Raw genomic sequence first — 19,155 nt, 5'->3', positions numbered from 1 at the left:
TTTATTCCTTGTTCTGGTTTTATAGACTACGTGCGATGACTAAACGTTGAATATCACTTGTGCCTTCGTAAATTTGACAAATACGGGCATCACGATAAATACGTTCAATTGGGAAATCTCTGAGATAACCATAGCCACCAAACACTTGTAAGGCATTTGAGCACACACGTTCCGTCATTTCTGAAGCAAATAGTTTGGCCATTGAAGCTTCATTCAAACACGGTTGGCCTGCTTCTTTGAGACGTGCAGCGTAGTGAACCAGTTGTCTCGCTGCTTCAATTTCAGTTGCCATGCTAGCAAGGCGAAACGCGATGGTTTGATGCTCAAAAATTGGTTTTCCAAAAGTAATACGCTCTTTGGCATAACGAGTTGCTTCTTCGAGCGCCGCACGTGCTAGACCGACTGCTTGTGCAGCAATACCAATACGTCCACCTTCTAAATTGGCGAGAGCAATTTTCAGGCCTTCACCTTCTTTACCCAGCATGAGACTTTTATGGATGCGTACATCTGTCAGCGCAATTTGGCAGGTATCTGAAGCATGCAGACCTAACTTTTCTTCTACACGAATCACTTCATAACCCGGTGTCTCGCGTGGGACTAAAAATGCACTAATCCCCTTTTTACCTGCGCTCGGATCGGTCACAGCAAACACGATAATGACACCGGCATTATTACCCGAGGTAATAAACTGCTTGGCACCATTTAAAATGTAATCGTCGCCATCTTTTACCGCACGGGTCTTGATGGCTGCTGCATCTGAGCCAGTATGCGGTTCGGTTAAGGCAAAAGCTCCTATCATTTCACCTTGTGCCAAAGGTTTTAAAAAGCGCTCTTTTTGCTCGTCAGTCCCAAATTTTAAAATAGGCACACAACCAACCGAGTTATGTACACTCATAATGGTCGAGGTTGCCCCATCCGCTGCTGCAACTTCCTCGAGTGCCAGTACATAGGCTAAGTTACCCGTGTCTGAACCACCCCATTCCTCTGAAACAAGCATTCCCATAAAACCGAGTTGTCCCATTTGAGTCAGAGTTTCTTTTGGAAAAGTTCCATCTCGATCCCAATCACTGGCATTAGGCTTGATTTGTTCTTGGGCGAAACTTTTCGCCATATCACGAATGAGTAATTGTTCTTCGGTAAATTGCATTATTATTTCCTTTACCCTGCTTTAGCTTGTTGTTTAGCAATTTCTTGATTACGCAATAAAAAGCGCTGAATTTTGCCACTTGGAGTTTTAGGTAATTCACTCACAAATTCAACTAATCGTGGGTAAGCATGAGCAGAAAGTCGTCTTTTAACAAACTGGCTGAGTTCTTCAGCAAGCGCATCTGAAGGTTGTACGCCCGCAGCTAAAATTACAAAAGCCTTAACCACTTCAGTGCGATCCGGATCAGGCACGCCTATTACTGCGGCTTCAATCACAGCGTCGTGTTCAAGTAGTGCGCTTTCTACATCGAAAGGTCCAATACGATAACCCGATGTGGTGATCACATCATCGCTACGGCCGACAAAGCTCATACTGCCATCGGCATGTAGCTCGGCAGTATCACCCGTTAAATAGTAATGACCAATGAAAGGTGATTTACGACTTTCTTTATAGCCACCAAACCACATCATTGGAGACTGGCTAATGTCGACTGCTAAAATTCCCGGTGTGTCTGGCGGAAGTTCTTCACCTTGTTCATTAACAATTGCAACACGATAGCCCGGACTTGGAAAACCTGCTGAACCAGCATGAATTTCATGTTTTAAACCATGATGATTACACACCACCATGCCCACTTCAGTTTGCCCATAATGGTCATAAATTGGAGCATCAAGGACTTGTTTAAACCAACGAATTACTTCTGGGTTAAGCGGCTCGCCTGCACTACTCACCACACGGAATTGTCCTTTTAACGGCGCCATTTGTGCCGGATCAGCCGCCATCATCATGCGGTAAGCCGTTGGTGCACCTGCCAAGTTGTTAACTTTATAATCTTTCACAATTTGGCATAGGCTATCGGTACTAAAACCGCCTTCATAGAACAAAGTGGCATGGCCTAAAAATAACGGTCCAGTAATCGCATAGTACAGACCATAAGCCCAACCCGGATCGGCAATATTCCAGAATGAATCCTCTTCGGTTAAACCAATGGCATCTTGCATATATCGACCAAAAGCAATCAATGCTTTTAGTGGCACTTCCAATGGTTTCGCTGGTCCTGTAGTGCCTGAAGTAAACATAAGCAAGAAAGGATCTTGGATGCTACGCATCACCAGATCACATTGATCGGACTGCTGCTTCACTTCATTCCAGAAATTAAAATCACCTGCTTTAAGCGGAGTACCTTGTGCGTCGGCCACTGTCATAATTGCAGGGCACTTTTCAATTTCGTCGAGCTTGCTACGGTTGCCCATATCGGTCACCACCAGCTTACTTTGAGCAAGTTGAATACGGTGCTCAATCGCTTTGGGACCAAAGGCAGTAAATAGGGGTTGGTACACCGCACCAATTCGCCAAGCTGCCAAAATGGTCACAATCAGTTCAGGTGTTCTCGGTAATAAGCCTGAAATACGGTCTCCCGCTTTCACACCTTGTGATTTTAAAAAGTTAGCAAACTGACTCGACCATTCTTTTAGTTCACGGAAGGTATATTGTTCTTTGCGACCGTCTTTTCCTTGCCAGTACAGCGCGATCTTGTCGCCATCTGCATGTCTATCACAACATTCATAACATGCGTTCAGTGCATCGAGTGAACCTGACAACATCTGTTTAGCAGTGCTTTCCAAATCGAAAGCCTGTACAGCATTTTGATAATCCATCATATCTTTTCCCTCAGTCCGGATTTGTTGTTATTCACGACAGGGTTTGATTTATTCGTTTAAAGCCATCCTTTGGCTTTACCGTTATGCCTCTTGTGGCAGGTATTGTTGAATAATGCTCGAGAAATCGAGATGAGCATTACCACGCATACACATTTGCTGATAAAGCTGTTGCACCATACCACCTAACAAAACCGGCTGTTTGACTTGGCCTGCGGCTTCTACAGCGAGTCCTAAATCTTTGAGCATTAACTGAGTTGCAAACCCATCTTGATAGCCTCGAGATGCGGGCGCATTTTCATTAATATGTGGCCATGGGTTACACACATCCGAACTCCAGCAACGGCCACTTGAAGTATTAATTACACCTGCCAATGCTTGTGGGTCGATGCCTAGCTTCACACCGAGTGCCATGCCTTCGGCCACCGCAGCCATTGAAATTCCTAAAATCAGGTTATTGCAAATTTTGGCAATTTGGCCTGCACCGACATCACCACAATGAACAATATTTTTGCCCATGTGACTGAGCACAGGTTTCACCTCATTAAAGGTTTGCTCATCGGCACCGACCATGAAGGTTAAGGTTCCTGCTTGAGCACCAATGGTTCCACCAGAAACGGGTGCATCACAAATTTTAATATTTTTGCTATGTGCAACAGCAGCAATGTCTTTAATAGTTTGCGGGTCAATGGTGCTGCTATCAATGCATAAGCTACCTGCTTTTAGCACTTCCAAGACACCATTTTCGCCTAAGTAAACCTCTTTAACATGCTTCGCCGCAGGCAACATGGTAATGACTACATCTGCTTGTTTAGCTGCGTCCTGTGGGCTGTCGCAAACCACACCACCTGCCTCGGCGAAGTGCTGAATCGCGACTTCACTGAGGTCGTAACCATAAACTTTGAGTCCGGCTTTTAGTAGGTTTTGGGCCATTCTGCCGCCCATATTCCCTAGACCGATAAAGGCGATATTCATCCGTGATCCCCTTAACGTAAACTAATGGTTGTATTTACACCACCAACTTCATGGCTATCTTCAAACCAGCGACTGGTAATCGTTTTGGTTTGGGTATAGAACTGCACAGCCTGTTTGCCGTATGGCCCCAAGTCGCCAAGTTTTGAGCCTCTTGAACCGGTAAAACTAAAGAACGGCACTGGTACAGGAATTGGAATGTTGATACCGACTTGACCAATATCAATAACGTTTTGGAAAGTACGTGCAATGGCACCGCTTTGTGTGAATAGACCTACACCGTTACCAAATGGGTTGGCATTGATCAAAGCGATTGCTTCATCGAGTGTATCTACACAAATAATTGAAAGTACCGGGCCAAAGATTTCTTCTTTATAAATACGCATATCGGTATTTACACCACTAAAAATCGTGGCGCCCACAAAGTTACCTGACTCATAATCTTGTACTTGAACATTGCGACCATCGAGTAGTAACTCTGCGCCTTGCTCAACACCGCTATTAATCAAGTCAATTACACGCGCTTTGGCACGTTTTGAAATCACTGGACCAATGTCAGTATTTGGTTCATGGCCTGCATTTACTTTTAGAGTTTTGGCTTTTTCAACTAACTCTTGAATCCACTGTTTACTGTCACCAACCATCACTGCAACCGACAATGCCATACAGCGTTGTCCCGCTGCACCGAATGCTGCACCTACTAAAGCGTTTAAGGTTTGTTCCTTATTGGCATCCGGCATCACAACCACATGGTTTTTTGCACCCATCATGGCTTGCACACGTTTGCCATGCTGCCCTGCAAGGTTATAAACATGTGTTCCAACCGCTGTTGAACCTACAAATGAAATTGCTTTAATGTCTTTATGGGTACACAAACGGTCAACCACTTCTTTACCGCCATGCACAACGTTCAGCACACCTGCCGGAATACCTGCTTGAATCGCAAGCTCAACCAACATCATGGTCGATAATGGATCTTGTTCTGAAGGTTTTAAAACAAAAGTATTGCCGCACACGATTGCCATTGGGAACATCCAAAGCGGGATCATGGCTGGGAAATTAAACGGCGTAATACCTGCACAAACGCCCAAAGGTTGCTGCAAGGTATAGGTGTCGACACCACGTGCTACACCTTCAACATATTCACCCATTTGTAAAGTACCAACTGAGCAGGCATGTTCAACCACTTCTAGACCACGTTGAATATCACCTTCGGCATCTGCCAAAGTTTTACCTTGTTCAGCCGTCAATACTTGTGCAATGTCTTTCATGTTGGCACGGATCAAGTCTTGTAGCTTGAGCATGATGCGCATACGTGCCTGAATTGGGGTCTGGCGCCATGAAGCAAAAGCATCTTGTGCAGCCTGAATAGCAGCGTCGACTTCTTCAACCGTTGCAAAAGGCACGCGGCCAATCACTTCCTGAGTTGCAGGGTTAACAATGTCTTGCCATTCTTGTGTTTTAGATTCGATAAACTGTCCGTTAATAAGTAATTTAGCGGTGTCCAATTCGATTTTCTGGATTGTGTTCATAACCTCTCCGTAGGTCATATTTTTATTGTGTTCAGTTATTAGAAAATACTTTTCTATGTATTTTCTTTATTCAGGTTTTATTTGAGACTAACAAAGAAATCTTTGACCACCAACGCAAATTCATGCACGATTGTTGTGCAAATATGCACAGGGACAATAACAAAAATGAAAGTGGATTGGGATCATCTACAGTTTTTTCTGGTTTTAGCACGCACTAAAACTCTAACCAATGCTGCACGTATTATCGGTGTCGAGCACAGTACGGTGGCTAGACGGATTCAGGCTCTAGAACTTGCTTTAGGTACTACGCTATTTAAACGTGAAGCAACCGGTTATGAGTTAACTCTCGAAGGGATGGCACTTGTCCCTCGAGTTGAACAAATGGAACAAGCTTTCTTACAAATTGAAAAACCGCACCAACCTTTGCAAGGTCGTGTGCGAATTGGCACACCTGAGGGCTTTGGAACCGCATTTTTAGCCCGCTTACTGGCTGAGTTCTCCATCCAGTATCCTCTGCTTACCATCGACCTGATACCCGTACCAAAAATGATTAAGCTCTCGCACCGTGAAGCAGATATTGTGGTATCGATTGAACGCCCAACCTCAGGGCCTTATATCATTACGCGCTTGTCTGATTACTGTTTAAAAATTTACGGTAGCCAAAACTATCTAGCGCAAAACCCACCAATTCGCCGACTGGAAGATTTAACCCAGCACCGCTTTGTGAACTATATTGATGATCTGGTGTATAGCCCCGAACTGTATTGTCTAGAACGCTTACCTTTAAAGCTTAACGCGAACTTTCGCAGTAGCAGCATTTTGGCGCAACAAATTGCGGTCAGCGCAGGCGCAGGTCTTGCAATTTTGCCCAAGTTTTTGGCAGATGATAAGCCTGAGCTTGAAGAGGTGTTAGAACAACAGGTTCGTTTTACCCATACCTTCTGGATGCTGACCTTCGTTGATTTACAGCATGAGCCGCGCATTAAACTGGTCTGGGATTACTTGCGTAAACAGGCCGATAAATACCAACATTTACTGGTTGATTAAATAATAAATAAAAAGCCAATCATATGATTGGCTTTCTGGTAAATCGAGACAGGTTAATTAAAAGATTTCTTGACCTAATTTTCTCATACGCGGCTTATAGAACGCATAATAGGTCACGCTTAAAACCACTAACCATACTGGGCTAACGTATAACGCTTTTAAGGTATCTGGCTCTAATGCCAAAATCACCAAGGTAAACAAGAAGAATGCAATAACCGCATACGCCATCAACACACCGCCCGGCATTTTGAAGGTAGATGCTGCATGTAACTCTGGGCGAATTTTACGATAACGTAAATAACATGCCATGATTAAAATCCACACGCTAATGAATAAAATCACACAGAGCGAACTTGCCAAAGTAAATGCTTCCATTGTGTTTGGAACAAAGTACTGAAGCACTGCTCCGCCCATAATGAAAATACATGAGAAGATTAAGCCATTTGACGGTACAGCACGTTTTGATAAACGTCCCAAGATACTCGGTGCCTGACCATCTTTTGATAAACCAAACAACATACGGCTCGTTGAAAACACGCCACTGTTCATCGAAGACATGACCGACGACAGCACAACCAAGTTCATAATAATTGCAGAAATAGGAATACCTGCATTTAAGAACAACTCAACAAACGGGCTTTTATCGGCACGAATATGATCCCAAGGTGTTACAGACATCACCACAAAAAGTGCTAACACATAAAACAGAATAATACGTACCGGAATCGCGTTAATTGCTTTTGGTAAGTTAGTTTGCGGATCTTTCGTTTCAGCCGCTGTGGTACCAATCAACTCAACACCAATAAAGGCAAACACGGCAATCTGGAATCCGGCTAAAAAACCACTTACACCTTTTGGAAACAGACCACCATGCGACCAGACATTACTGATGCTGACAACGTCACCATGAGGAGCTTGGAAATGAGTGAGAATCATGTAGCCACCCACACCAATTAAGCCAATAATTGCCAAAATCTTAATGAGTGCGAACCAGAATTCTACTTCACCAAACAACTTGACCGTAAGCAAATTAAGTCCTAACACGAATAGTACACAGCCCGCACTAATCATGGCCTGTTGCATTGGTGAGAAACTGGCACCCTCGGGCAACCAGAAACTTAAATAATTAATAACTGCTGATAGATCGGCAATACCGACCAATACCCAGCCTAGCCAATAGGTCCAGCCAATATAATAGCCAGCCCATGGGCCGATTAAGTCATAGGCCATATCAACAAATGACTTGTAGTGTAAATTAGCAAGCAGTAATTCACCTAATGCACGCATAAGGAAAAAGAACATACCGCCAATTAACATGTAAATAACGAGAATCGAAGGACCTGCGAGGGAGATGGTTTTGCCCGAGCCCATAAATAGACCCGTACCAATTGCACCGCCAATTGCAATGAGCTGTAAATGGCGATTACTTAATTTCCGTTGTAAATGATCAGGGGAACTTGCCTCATCTGAATGATGAACCATTGTCATATTAGAAGTCCTTTTTATATTTGCTTAATTTCAATCAGCAACATATAGGGAGAAAACGAACCGTATATCGTGGGTTGCTGAGTCTATACATCGGGACAAGATGTTCAAGTATATTTTTTCCTTAATTGATCTATCTTTTATCCCTATTTTTTTAAATTGCATTATTTATGTACTGCCTTCACGGCAATTTTAATTATCCAATCTCAATTCACCAGATGAGCCGAAGTGTAGCATGCGATATTGTTCAATGTCGCTTTCCCACCCCCTTCAAAACTGCACTGATGACTCAAAAATAAACAATATTATTCCGATAAAAAACCTAAAGAAAATAAAAAAAGCCAATCATGTTAGATTGGCTTTTTAATAAAACTTAATGGTCGTTGACGAGTTCACGTCCTAGTCTTTTCATGCGCGGTTTATACAGCACATGATAAGTCACACCTAAAATGATCAACCATACTGGACTGACATATAGCGCTTTTAAGGTATCAGGCTCTAATGCCAAGATTACCAAAGTGAAAAGCATGAATGCCAAAACAACATAACTCATCCAAATGCCGCCCGGCATTTTGAATGTAGATTTTTCATGTAATTCAGGACGTAATTTACGATAGCGTAAATAGCACACCATAATGAGACTCCACACACTAATGAAGAGAATCACACAGAGTGAACTTGCTAATGTAAATGCCTCCATTGTGTTTGGAACAAAGTACTGAAGCACTGCCCCGCCCATAATGAAAGTACAAGAGAAAATCAAACCATTTGAAGGGACTGCGCGTTTTGATAAACGTCCAAATGCTCCCGGTGCCTGCCCGTCTTTTGATAAACCGAACAGCATACGACTGGTTGAAAAAACACCGCTGTTCATTGAAGACATGACCGAAGATAGCACCACCAAGTTCATAATGATCGCAGAAACCGGAATACCTGCATTTAAGAATAACTCAACAAACGGGCTTTTATCTGCACGAATGTGATCCCACGGTGTTACCGACATCACAATAAATAACGCCAATACATAGAACAAAATAATACGTACAGGAATCGCGTTAATTGCTTTCGGTAAGTTCTTTTGTGGGTCTTTCGTTTCAGCAGCTGTCGTACCAACCAATTCAACCCCGACAAATGCAAAAACGGCAATCTGGAATCCTGCCAAGAAGCCTTCTGTACCTTTCGGGAATAAACCGCCATGTGACCAAACATTACTAATGCTGGCAACAGCGCCTTGCGGAGCTTGGAAATGGCTGAAAATCATATAGCCACCCACGCCGATCAGGCCAATAATTGCCAGAATCTTAATAAGGGCAAACCAGAATTCAATTTCACCAAATAGACGTACTGTAAGGAGGTTAAGACCCATCACAAACAACACACAGCCTGCACTAATCATGGCCTGCTGTATTGGTGAGAAGCTTGCACCATCGGGTAGCCAGAAGCTCAAATAGTTAATGACTGCTGAAAGGTCCGCAATACCGACCAGCACCCAACCTAACCAATAGGTCCAACCCAAATAATAACCAGCCCAAGGACCAATCAGGTCATGGGCCATATCAACAAAAGATTTGTAATGCAGATTTGCAAGGAGTAACTCACCCATTGCACGCATTAAGAAAAAGAACATTCCTCCAATAATCATATAAATAAAGAGAATTGAAGGACCTGCGAGGGAGATGGTTTTACCTGAGCCCATAAATAGGCCAGTTCCAATTGCACCGCCAATTGCAATCAGTTGTAAATGACGGTTAGACAGTTTTCGTTGCAGATGATCGGGAGAATTTTCCGTATCTGAATGACGAGCCGTTGTCATATTAAAATTCCTTTTTGAATTCCTTTGTTAAGATCAGCAACCTATGGCGAAAATTGAACCGTATGCCATAGGTCACTGAATCTGTTCACCAAAAAACGACTGGTTAAACCGTATCTATCTTCCTTCTGTTAGATACATCATCATTTTTGGAGTAAAGCCGAATTACTTTTGTGCTGCCGTCACGGCAATTTCAATTAACCAATCTGGATTGACCAAATCGGCCTGAATTGTGGCACGCGATGGAGCAACACACCCTTTTAACCAGTCAACCCAAATTGCATTTACAGTTGAAAAGTCAGAAAGATTTTTCAAATAGAGCTGCGCAGAGAGCAAGCGAGATTTATCGGTATTGGCTAATGCCAAAAGTTCATCAATTGTTGCAAGAATTTCACGGGTTTGACCTGCCACGTCCTGCTCGGTATTTTTAGGCACCTGACCTGACAAATAAACCACTTTGTTAAAAACAGTCACGGCGCTCATGACTTCGTTAGTGTTAATCTTTTGTATATCTGAATTAGACATTCGGATTTCCTTATACCTGATTAATAAATTGAACACGGGCGGTGACGGCACACATCAGTTCATAACCCACCGTACCGGATGAAACTGCAACATCGTCAATAGATAGAACGACGCCTGTACTTGACTGACCCCAGAGCACCACTTCACTACCAACTTTGGCACTCTCAATACCCGTTAAATCGACTGCCAACATATCCATACTGACGCGGCCAACTGTACGTGTGCGTACTGAGTCCACTAAAACTGGAGTACCTGTTGGCGAAATACGTTGATAACCATCGGCATAGCCGCAAGCCACAATCCCAATCGTTATGGGTTGCTCTGCGACAAAGTTTGAGCCATAACCTACGCTTTCATTCGGCTCCAAATGCTGAACGGAAATAATTTCACTACGTAAGCTCATGGTCGGCTGCAAGCCCCAATCCGCAATACTATGGGTTGGGTAATCAGGCGAGCTGCCATAAAGCATGATGCCGCTACGGACATAATCTGATTTGAGCTGGTCTTGATAACGCAGAATTGCCGCACTATTACTTACCGATCTTTCACCCGGTAAATCCTTCACAATTTCTTCAAAGGCAGTAATTTGATAATCAATACCTTGCTGACCGAAACGATCACCATCTGCATCCGAAAAATGCATCATGTGGGTAATCTTGGCGACATTTGCCAAATTATTTAAACGTTCCCAAGCCTGCACATAATGCTGTGGTTTAAAACCAAGACGGTTCATACCACTGTTCATTTTCAAAAAAACATCAAATTGAGCAGGATAAGGATGCTGTTCTACCCACTCGATTTGCGCTTCACTATGAATGGTGAAACTAAGCTGATACTGCACACAATCAAATAAATCTTGAGGAGAAAAAATCCCTTCGAGCAACAAAATCGGACCCGTCCAACCTAGAGCACGAATTCGTTTTGCTTCTTCAAGATCCAGTAAGGCAAAGCCATCTGCTGCTTTAAATGCTTCATAGACACGTTCAATTCCATGTCCATAAGCATTGGCTTTGACAACGGCAAAGACCTTACTGTTTGGCATAGCCTTGCGCACCACCGCCAAGTTATTTTGTAAGGCTTGACGGTGGATCACTGCGGTAATAGGACGAGGCATGATTACTTTCCTAACGTCCGTTAAGCCGCATGTGCGTGTGAATAACGCTGAATTGAAAGGCCATCGGTACTGATATCAGTCTTATGATTCAATACGATGTCACTGATTAATTTTCCTGAACCGCACGCCATGGTCCAACCTAAAGTGCCATGACCTGTATTCAAGAACAGATTTTTAAAGCGAGTCGCACCAATAATTGGAGTACTGTCTGGTGTCATTGGACGTAAACCTGTCCAGAAAGATGCTTGTTCCATATCACCACCCGGGAACAAGTCTTGAGTCACCATTTGCAAGGTTGCACGGCGGTCTTCGTTCAGACCTAAGTTAAAGCCACTTAACTCAGCCATTCCACCTACGCGAATACGTTGGTCAAAACGAGTAATCGCGATTTTGTAAGTTTCATCCAGCACGGTAGATTGTGGAGCAAAAGCAGGGTCAACAATAGGAATCGTCAACGAGTAACCTTTTACAGGATATACAGGTAACTGTAGATCAAGCGGTTTCAAGAAATCACGTGAATAGCTACCAAAGGCTAGAACATAACGATCTGCGGTTAAAACCTTGCCATTTACCTGTACGCCTTTAATTTGATCGCCTTCGACAATCAATTTTTCTACGTTCTGATTAAACTGGAAGTTAACGCCTAGCTCTTTAGCAATTTGAGCTAAAGCATTGGTAAATAAATAGCAGTCGCCTGTTTCATCATTTGGTAAGTGTAAACCACCCACGAGTTTATCTTGTGCATTTGCTAAAGCTGGTTCTACACGACCAAGCTCGTTGCCATTTAATAATTCGTAGCTTACGCCGCATTCTTCAAGCACGCTAATGTCGCGTTGAACCGCTTCCATTTGTGCTTCTTTACGGAATAACTGCAACGTACCTTTAGCGCGGTTTTCGTAGTGAATACCCGTGTCTTTTCTAAGTTCGCGTAAGCAGTCACGGCTGTATTCAGCCACACGCATCATACGTTCTTTGTTCACAGCATAACTCTGCGGATTACAGTTTTTCAGCATTTGCGCCATCCACTGTAATTGCCACATGCTGCCATCTAAATTAATCGCAAGCGGTGCATGGTGTTGGAACATCCATTTCACAGCTTTAAAAGGAATTCCTGGTGCTGCCCAAGGGGTCGAATACCCAGGCGAAATTTGACCTGCGTTACCAAAACTTGTTTCTTCAGCAGGACCTGACTGGCGATCGAGAACAGTAACCTCGGCTCCTTGTCGAGCCAGATAATAGGCACTTGCCACTCCAATAACGCCGCTACCTAGTACAATTACGCGCATTTCCATTCCCTCACGCACACCAGTTTATTTCACTAGTATATTTCTGCTTCAATAGTTTATTTCACTGTTTTTCAGGCTATAATCTAGGTAAATTTATGTTTTTCTCGCGAGAATTTAAAAAAAAGAGGAAATATCTATGCGCCCCTTAGATCGTATAGATCGCATGATTCTGGATATTTTGCAGCGTGAAGGACGAATTGCGATTAGTGAATTGGCATCAAGAGTCAACCTCTCTACCACCCCTTGTTCAGAGCGTGTAAAGCGCCTTGAGCGCGATGGCATTATCATGGGTTATTACGCACGGCTAAACCCCGCCTACGTTGACCGTAACCTGCTTGTCTTTTTAGAAATTAAGTTATCTGCCAAATCTGGCGATGTATTTGATCAGGTGGCTAGAGACTTAGTTGAGATTCCTGAAGTGCTCGAATGTCACCTCATTTCAGGTGAATTTGACTACCTTGTAAAAGCGCGTTTAAAAGAAATGAGTGCATACCGTCGCTTGTTAGGAGATCTATTAAAGAAACTCCCAGCTTCGGCATCTTCACACAGTTATGTGGTCATGGAAGAAGTGAAAGAAACTCTGTATTTAGATGTAAGCAAGTAAAGCGAGCATTATTGAACTCGCTTTACTCGTGTTTTAAAAATTAGAAATATTTTAAAATCGAAATATGTTTGTTTTGATGTTTAAATTTCGAGAACCATTTCACCGCTGGATAGAGTACAAAAGACAATACAATCGTGGTTAACCATAACATCCACACATGATTGACCGACAAATAGTTTCCGTAGTTAGCTCCCCACACACTGAGTGCCAACACATACATCAGTTTCAACACATATAAGTGCAGTAAATAAAAGAACATCGGCACCGAACCAAACACGACCAATGGTTTTAGAAATGAATATTGCTGCATACGTTCAAAAGCAACGAGCACAAGCAAGCCAATTCCAACATTCAGCAAAATAAATAATAAAGACGGCGGATACTTGGTGAGGTTAAAAAAGCTCATGAGGCTCAGTTGTAATGACTCAAAATGTTGCCACGGCTGGTCACCATAGACATTGATAAAACGCAGTAAAACAAATAACCCGATACTTGCTAAACCAAGACTGAGTAAAGCGCGGATTCTTTGATTTGCTGAATATTTTGAACTAAAGAACTGACCTAATACGTAGCCTAATAAAATCACCCCAATCCAAGGTAAAACAGGGTAACTTGTACGAAGCTTGATGCCTGCAATCTCAAGCCAGCCACGTTCGTGTAAAACGAACCATATATTCTGTAGGATGCCTTGTGAGAAGTGCACAGAATCTAATAAGTTGTGTCCAAAAATAATCACCAACGCTACACTAGCAAGAACAGGCAAAGGCAAACTTACACAGCACGCTAGCACCACCATGCTAATACCAATCGCCCAGATCACTTGTAAATAAATGACTTCAGGTGGAAAAGTTGCTGTCCATGCAAAGTTCACCAGCGTGAGCTCTAGTGCAATCAAAAATAAGCCACGCTTTAATAAAAAAGCACGTGTTTGCTGTAAATCTTGTTTTTTTGACTGAAATAAAAAAGCAGAAATACCGGTTAAAAGTACAAAAACCGGAGCACAAATATGGGCCAATAATCGACTGCCAAATAAAGCCGGTTCTGTTACTGTTACGTCCATTGGGTCGGTAACCTGTTTATGTAAATAGAAAGTTTCTCTTACATGGTCGAGCAACATAATGATGATCACCAAACCACGCAATGCATCAATCGACTGTAAACGTTCAATATTCTTTTCTAAAGACATAGCAGTAATCAACAAAATAATGTAACGTTATACTATTACATTTAATTCCTTTTGTCTTTTTATGGCTGATTATTTATGCGACACAAATTAGGATTGTTGTCTTCGTTAGGTCTATCATTTATATCGACACTCACTTGGGGAGAGGAAACGTCAACGGTACTTGAGACCATACGTGTTCAGGCTGAAAGTACCCGAGAAGATGTGAGCCAAAATAGCTCGGCAACTAAATTTACTCACGATGTTTTAGATGTCCCTTTTAACCGTGCTTATCTTTCTAAACAAATAATGGAACAGCAAGACGTGCAACGGATTGATGACGCATTAACTTTAGTCAGTGGGGTTTTTCATCAAAATAGTTTTGGTGGTGGTTTTTGGGATAACTACTCATTTCGTGGCTTTAGTACCGACCCCAATTTAGGTGCGGCTATGATCCGTAACGGTTTGAGTGTTAACCGAGGAATTAATGCTCCAAAAGATGTAGTAAATATTGAATCTTTAGAATTTTTAAAAGGACCAATGGCGGCGCTATATGGTCGCGGCGAAACAGGAGGTTTGCTGAACCTCAACAGTAAAAAACCACAGTGGGAAAGCGAAAGTGAACTTAACCTACGTGCCAATACCCAAGAACAATATCGAATTAGTCTGGAGCATACCGCGCCTATTAACGATGAACTCGCCTATCGTTTAGCAGTGGCTCATGAAGATAATCAAAGCTTCCGTGATCATGTCAGCAGTGAACGCTGGTTCTTTTCACCACAGCTTACATGGAAAATTTCAGACCAAACGCAACTCGACTTTGACAGTGAATTTACTGAGCATAAAGGAACCTTTGACCGTGGGGTCAGCACAGTCAATCACCAGTTTGTGATGGACCCGAAAACCTTTACAGGTGAACCTGACGACGGCGATTTGAAAATAAAAGATTACTTTTACCAATTACGTCTTAGTCACGAATTTAACCCTGACTGGAAACTAAATAGTGCGGTCAGTTATAAAGATGCACAAATGGTCGGCTTTGCGACCGAACCTCGTCGTATGCAAAACGATGGACGTACTTTAGAGCGTCAACGTCGCTATCGTGATTATACGAGTGAAGATGTTCTGGCTCAGACAGAGTTACTTGGCAAGCTTGATACGTCTTGGGCTCGTCATGAAATTCTACTTTCAACCGAACTTGGTCAACTCGACTACAAACAAAACCAGCTTCGTCGCAACCACAGCACAGACTCACCAAACACAATTGATATCTACCAACCTGAATATGGCAAATATTTACCGAATCTCACTCCGTTTACCGACACCAAAGAGCGCCAGCGTTACTTCGCGCTTAATGTACAAGATCAGATCTTTTTCAATGACCAGTGGAGCGTGTTACTCGGTAACCGTTTTGATCAGGTCGAACAAGACTTTAAAAATCATATAAAACAGACCGAAGATAACCAGACACTTCACCAGAATAGTCCACGTTTCGGAGTAAATTTTAAAGCCTCTGAGCAATGGGCGTTTTATACAAACTATGGTCGCTCATTTGCCATGAATAGTGGTATGAACCGAAATGGACAAACCTTCGCTCCTGAAAAAGGCGAAAGCTATGAAGTCGGTACCAAATATAAAATAAACGACCAAAGTGTGCTGAGCCTCGCTTTGTTTAAAATGAAAAAACGAAATGTACTCACAACTGACCCAATCGACAGTAACTTTCAAACCGCAGCAGGCGAAGTGAGCAGTAAAGGGATTGAGTTTGACTTAAATAGCCAGATCAATGACCGCTGGTTCGTCAATGCCAACTATAGTTATACCGATGCTCAAATTGAAAAAGACCAAGACTTGGCAAAAGGCGCACGGCTGAGCAATGTTCCAAAACACCAAGGTGCTATAAGCACTAACTATGAGTTTCTACAAGACGGTGCAAGAAAAGCAGGCGTAGGTGCCAATCTCACTTATGTGGGTGAGCGTAGCGGGCATAACCTAGATAACGGTTTTAATTTACCAAGTTATACGCTGGTCAATTTAAATGGCTACTATGCACCATCTGACCGTTTACGCTATCAGCTGAATATAAATAACCTATTTGATAAGACCTACTATGTCTCAAGCTATAGCGATTTATGGGTTCAACCGGGTGAACCACTGAACGCCTCAATTTCGGCACAGTGGAAGTTTTAATTCTTCTATAAAATAAAAAAGCCCGAATAGTTTCGGGCTTTTCACTAGAACATACCATTTTCATTAACGAGTGGATCGGGCTGTATTTGCCCAATATCCCAAAACTCCGCAATTTTTCCATTTTCAAAACGGCATATATGAACCACAGCTAAAATTGTTAGCTTGTCATTCATTTGCATTTCCAGTTTCGAATGTACTGCAACTAAAGCACCATCCTCAATGACATGCTGAACTTCAAGAACTTTGTTTGGAGTTTCAATTGCACTTTCACGCATCCCTTCCTTTAAAGAAGTCTTATCACCAGCATAATAAGGATTGTGATGCTTAAAGTTTGGGGCGGTGTAATTGCCGTAGGCTTCATCGACCTCGCCAGCGGCAGCAAGCTCTAAAAAACGTACCGCAATTTCTTTTTGAGATAAGCTCATTGTAGAACCTCCCGGCTATATTTAGGCTTTACTGTAAAATGTCATCTTCTTCTTCGTCGAAGACATAAGCCATGCATCCCCACCCATCATATTCGCCGTTAAATTGCTCAGCGATTGTCGAAAACCACTGCTCCAGATCAACAATATCTGAATACTCTGGTTCCATCGTAACAAAGATGGTAATGATCCATTCATTCGGTTCAACGGAATCATCTTGGAAAAGAGAAATTTTTTGCTCTTGATAGAGTAAATGCATCGCGCATTGCTCTGCATTTTGCTGATCTTGAAATGCAATTGAAAATTCAATTTCATGAAGCTCGGTTAAATCATCCCCGTCTTCAACCATTTGCCAAAGTACATTGCCGTTATCATCATCTGGAAATTGTTCGTAATCGCGGTTCATTAGATTGTCCTTGTTGTTGCTCTATTTGTATTATTCGGCATTAAGAATAACCGACTTTTATTGCAGTTTGGATATGTATTCAGTTGCGAATTGCATCAAATTTTAATTTTTTAAAAAGGCACTTGTGACTCAATCACCACATCTGTTCCCTTCAAGGGGTGTTGAAAAGCAAGATATGCAGCGTGTAAAGCCATACGATTCAAATGAAACCGTTTAGGTTCAGGATGATATAACTTGTCCCCCATAATCGGATGCCCAATATGCATCATATGTACACGTAACTGATGCGAACGCCCTGTCACAGGTTCCAGCAACACACGACTTTGATCTGTTGTTGCATCATAAACCAATGGTTGAAACAAGGTTTTAGCATGTTTACCTAATTCAAAATGTACAATTTGTCTTGGGCGATTTTCCCAGTCAGTAATGAGTGGAACTTCAACACTGCCCTCTTGTTTTACTTGGCCTTGCACCAAAGCAATATAATGTTTTTTGACTGTTCTGGCCTGAAACATTTTACTTACCGCAACTTCTGCATCGCGATGTTTGGCAAACATAAGTAAACCTGAGGTTGCCATATCTAAACGGTGCGTAACCTTTGCTAAAGGGAACTTTTCCAATACCCTTAAATACGCACTGTCATGATGTTCAGGTAACCGACCCATGACCGACAACAAACCCGCAGGTTTATCAACCACAATTAAATCGTCATCTTCAAATAAAATTGAAAGCGGATCTTGTGGTGGAGCGTAAACAAAGTTGTCGTTTAAAGGCATGGTCGTAGAAGCAGCAATGGAGCATGGCGGCAAATCATAAAGAAATTTCAGACCTACCGCAAAATAATCTATAGCGCCCTACTTATGTTCCACGTGAAACTCGGAAAATCTTTATCGTTTTTTATTCATTTCAGCTAAAAGATCGAGCTGAATTTCTTGAATATGTGCAAGCCTTTCCCACTGATGCGATAAAAGATGGTCCATTTTTTCATGTAAATGGCGAATCTCAAGCTCGGCTTTTAAATTAATTTGATAGTCATGTTGCGAACGCAAACGGTCTTTTGCTTCTTGGCGGTTTTGACTCATCATAATAATAGGTGCTTGAATTGCAGCTAAACATGACAACACTAAATTCAGCAAAATAAAAGGATAAGGGTCGACGGGACGGACCACCATCACAACCGTATTTAAAACAATCCACCCCGTTAAAAATAAAGCAAAACAAATAAGAAAAGCCCAGCTACCACCAAATGATGCGATTTTATCTGCCAGTTTTTCTCCAAACGTCCAGTTTTGATCAAAATCTGACTCTGTATTTCGGCTAATCAGTTCATGCCGTTGCATACTGCCAATCACTTCATTTTCTAGGTTAGATAACTCGCCCTTTTCCGAGCGTAATAATGACTGCACATATTTAATTCGATAATCTGCCAGATCGGCCCGACAAATAAAGCTTGAGTAGCTCCAATCTGGATGGTCTTTTAAAATTTCATCACTAATCACGTTACGGATGACTTCACCCGATACTAAATCTTTTAAAGGAAAGCTCTTTCCACATACGGCGCATTGGCGACACTGATTTTTATTCTCCATATTATCCAGCTCGCAATTGATCTTAAAATTAGTATATAAACGATTTTGATTGATCGCATCGTAAATAAAAATAGCGCTCTAACCTAAAATCTGTAAAGTCGCTGAAACTATTTTTCGGTGGGCAGAAATCACAGGCTTCATATAATGAGATTTAAATGTCAGGAGTAGCGCAGAAAGATTAGGCTTATTCATAAATTATATTCTTG

The 19,155-nt window shown here is 42.3% G+C and carries 17 protein-coding genes; 3 read left to right on the top strand and 14 right to left on the bottom strand.

The window, feature by feature from the left end; translation table 11 throughout:
* Positions 1–19: 19 nt before the first annotated feature.
* The 4 genes from GO593_RS07130 to GO593_RS07115 form a co-directional block, all read right to left on the bottom strand.
* On the bottom strand, positions 20–1,147 hold the full coding sequence (locus GO593_RS07130; protein WP_001160765.1) for an acyl-CoA dehydrogenase family protein: 1,128 nt from the start codon (positions 1,145–1,147) through the stop codon (positions 20–22).
* Between the two features lie 11 nt (positions 1,148–1,158).
* Complete coding sequence (locus GO593_RS07125; protein WP_000969580.1) at positions 1,159–2,808, bottom strand: AMP-binding protein; 1,650 nt, start codon at positions 2,806–2,808, stop codon at positions 1,159–1,161.
* A gap of 81 nt (positions 2,809–2,889) precedes the next feature.
* Positions 2,890–3,780 carry a 3-hydroxyisobutyrate dehydrogenase gene (gene mmsB, locus GO593_RS07120; RefSeq protein ID WP_001017299.1) on the bottom strand — a complete coding sequence of 297 codons (891 nt, stop codon included), beginning with the start codon at positions 3,778–3,780 and terminating at the stop codon, positions 2,890–2,892.
* Positions 3,781–3,791: 11 nt separating this feature from the next.
* Complete coding sequence (locus tag GO593_RS07115; protein ID WP_001092381.1) at positions 3,792–5,309, bottom strand: CoA-acylating methylmalonate-semialdehyde dehydrogenase; 1,518 nt, start codon at positions 5,307–5,309, stop codon at positions 3,792–3,794.
* Positions 5,310–5,474: 165 nt separating this feature from the next.
* Between GO593_RS07115 and GO593_RS07110 the strand changes: the two genes are divergently transcribed.
* Positions 5,475–6,356, top strand: coding sequence for a LysR family transcriptional regulator (locus GO593_RS07110; protein WP_000861801.1), 882 nt, complete (start codon positions 5,475–5,477; stop codon positions 6,354–6,356).
* Positions 6,357–6,413: 57 nt separating this feature from the next.
* On the opposite strand, the gene GO593_RS07105 is transcribed toward GO593_RS07110, so the two are convergent.
* From GO593_RS07105 to GO593_RS07085, 5 genes are all read right to left on the bottom strand, one after another.
* A complete protein-coding gene (locus GO593_RS07105) occupies positions 6,414–7,844 on the bottom strand; it encodes an amino acid permease (RefSeq protein WP_000178994.1) in 1,431 nt (476 codons plus the stop codon).
* 370 nt (positions 7,845–8,214) lie between these two features.
* Positions 8,215–9,654 (bottom strand): amino acid permease, encoded by a 1,440-nt coding sequence (locus GO593_RS07100; protein WP_000205436.1) that lies wholly within the window; start codon positions 9,652–9,654, stop codon positions 8,215–8,217.
* A gap of 162 nt (positions 9,655–9,816) precedes the next feature.
* Positions 9,817–10,176 (bottom strand): RidA family protein, encoded by a 360-nt coding sequence (locus GO593_RS07095; RefSeq protein WP_000071347.1) that lies wholly within the window; start codon positions 10,174–10,176, stop codon positions 9,817–9,819.
* Positions 10,177–10,186: 10 nt separating this feature from the next.
* Entirely contained in the window at positions 10,187–11,290 is a 1,104-nt protein-coding gene (alr, locus tag GO593_RS07090; RefSeq protein ID WP_001137876.1) for an alanine racemase, read from the bottom strand.
* A gap of 20 nt (positions 11,291–11,310) precedes the next feature.
* Complete coding sequence (locus GO593_RS07085; protein WP_001263981.1) at positions 11,311–12,576, bottom strand: D-amino acid dehydrogenase; 1,266 nt, start codon at positions 12,574–12,576, stop codon at positions 11,311–11,313.
* 136 nt (positions 12,577–12,712) lie between these two features.
* Here GO593_RS07085 and GO593_RS07080 point away from each other — a divergent pair, with 136 nt between their 5' ends.
* A complete protein-coding gene (locus GO593_RS07080) occupies positions 12,713–13,180 on the top strand; it encodes an Lrp/AsnC ligand binding domain-containing protein (RefSeq protein ID WP_001247568.1) in 468 nt (155 codons plus the stop codon).
* Between the two features lie 40 nt (positions 13,181–13,220).
* Here GO593_RS07080 and GO593_RS07075 read toward each other — a convergent pair whose 3' ends face one another.
* Positions 13,221–14,366 (bottom strand): DUF1624 domain-containing protein, encoded by a 1,146-nt coding sequence (locus GO593_RS07075; RefSeq protein ID WP_000051098.1) that lies wholly within the window; start codon positions 14,364–14,366, stop codon positions 13,221–13,223.
* 75 nt (positions 14,367–14,441) lie between these two features.
* On the opposite strand from GO593_RS07075, the gene GO593_RS07070 reads away from it, so the two are divergent.
* On the top strand, positions 14,442–16,532 hold the full coding sequence (locus GO593_RS07070; RefSeq protein WP_001216141.1) for a TonB-dependent receptor: 2,091 nt from the start codon (positions 14,442–14,444) through the stop codon (positions 16,530–16,532).
* Between the two features lie 44 nt (positions 16,533–16,576).
* Here GO593_RS07070 and GO593_RS07065 read toward each other — a convergent pair whose 3' ends face one another.
* The 4 genes from GO593_RS07065 to GO593_RS07050 form a co-directional block, all read right to left on the bottom strand.
* Positions 16,577–16,957, bottom strand: a complete 381-nt coding sequence (locus tag GO593_RS07065; RefSeq protein WP_000059268.1) for a nuclear transport factor 2 family protein — start codon at positions 16,955–16,957, stop codon at positions 16,577–16,579.
* Positions 16,958–16,985: 28 nt separating this feature from the next.
* Positions 16,986–17,360 (bottom strand): ribonuclease E inhibitor RraB, encoded by a 375-nt coding sequence (locus GO593_RS07060; RefSeq protein ID WP_001078193.1) that lies wholly within the window; start codon positions 17,358–17,360, stop codon positions 16,986–16,988.
* A gap of 110 nt (positions 17,361–17,470) precedes the next feature.
* Positions 17,471–18,136, bottom strand: coding sequence for an RluA family pseudouridine synthase (locus tag GO593_RS07055; protein ID WP_001130507.1), 666 nt, complete (start codon positions 18,134–18,136; stop codon positions 17,471–17,473).
* Between the two features lie 111 nt (positions 18,137–18,247).
* Positions 18,248–18,949, bottom strand: a complete 702-nt coding sequence (locus tag GO593_RS07050; RefSeq protein ID WP_000428563.1) for a DUF1003 domain-containing protein — start codon at positions 18,947–18,949, stop codon at positions 18,248–18,250.
* Positions 18,950–19,155 lie beyond the last annotated feature (206 nt).

The sequence above is a fragment of the Acinetobacter baumannii genome, from assembly GCF_009759685.1.
In the GTDB taxonomy this organism is placed as follows: Bacteria; Pseudomonadota; Gammaproteobacteria; order Pseudomonadales; family Moraxellaceae; genus Acinetobacter; species Acinetobacter baumannii.
The sequence above is the reverse complement of the archived record's forward strand: the minus strand, read 5'-3'. Positions and strand labels throughout refer to the sequence as shown.

What these genes read in the sequence shown, in the direction of transcription:
- GO593_RS07130 (WP_001160765.1), bottom strand. Translation starts at nt 1,147, where the DNA reads ATGCAATTTACCGAAGAACAATTACTCATTCGTGATATGGCGAAAAGT.
- GO593_RS07125 (WP_000969580.1), bottom strand. Translation starts at nt 2,808, where the DNA reads ATGATGGATTATCAAAATGCTGTACAGGCTTTCGATTTGGAAAGCACT.
- mmsB (WP_001017299.1), bottom strand. Translation starts at nt 3,780, where the DNA reads ATGAATATCGCCTTTATCGGTCTAGGGAATATGGGCGGCAGAATGGCC.
- GO593_RS07115 (WP_001092381.1), bottom strand. Translation starts at nt 5,309, where the DNA reads ATGAACACAATCCAGAAAATCGAATTGGACACCGCTAAATTACTTATT.
- GO593_RS07110 (WP_000861801.1), top strand. Translation starts at nt 5,475, where the DNA reads ATGAAAGTGGATTGGGATCATCTACAGTTTTTTCTGGTTTTAGCACGC.
- GO593_RS07105 (WP_000178994.1), bottom strand. Translation starts at nt 7,844, where the DNA reads ATGACAATGGTTCATCATTCAGATGAGGCAAGTTCCCCTGATCATTTA.
- GO593_RS07100 (WP_000205436.1), bottom strand. Translation starts at nt 9,654, where the DNA reads ATGACAACGGCTCGTCATTCAGATACGGAAAATTCTCCCGATCATCTG.
- GO593_RS07095 (WP_000071347.1), bottom strand. Translation starts at nt 10,176, where the DNA reads ATGTCTAATTCAGATATACAAAAGATTAACACTAACGAAGTCATGAGC.
- alr (WP_001137876.1), bottom strand. Translation starts at nt 11,290, where the DNA reads ATGCCTCGTCCTATTACCGCAGTGATCCACCGTCAAGCCTTACAAAAT.
- GO593_RS07085 (WP_001263981.1), bottom strand. Translation starts at nt 12,576, where the DNA reads ATGCGCGTAATTGTACTAGGTAGCGGCGTTATTGGAGTGGCAAGTGCC.
- GO593_RS07080 (WP_001247568.1), top strand. Translation starts at nt 12,713, where the DNA reads ATGCGCCCCTTAGATCGTATAGATCGCATGATTCTGGATATTTTGCAG.
- GO593_RS07075 (WP_000051098.1), bottom strand. Translation starts at nt 14,366, where the DNA reads ATGTCTTTAGAAAAGAATATTGAACGTTTACAGTCGATTGATGCATTG.
- GO593_RS07070 (WP_001216141.1), top strand. Translation starts at nt 14,442, where the DNA reads ATGCGACACAAATTAGGATTGTTGTCTTCGTTAGGTCTATCATTTATA.
- GO593_RS07065 (WP_000059268.1), bottom strand. Translation starts at nt 16,957, where the DNA reads ATGAGCTTATCTCAAAAAGAAATTGCGGTACGTTTTTTAGAGCTTGCT.
- GO593_RS07060 (WP_001078193.1), bottom strand. Translation starts at nt 17,360, where the DNA reads ATGAACCGCGATTACGAACAATTTCCAGATGATGATAACGGCAATGTA.
- GO593_RS07055 (WP_001130507.1), bottom strand. Translation starts at nt 18,136, where the DNA reads ATGCCTTTAAACGACAACTTTGTTTACGCTCCACCACAAGATCCGCTT.
- GO593_RS07050 (WP_000428563.1), bottom strand. Translation starts at nt 18,949, where the DNA reads ATGGAGAATAAAAATCAGTGTCGCCAATGCGCCGTATGTGGAAAGAGC.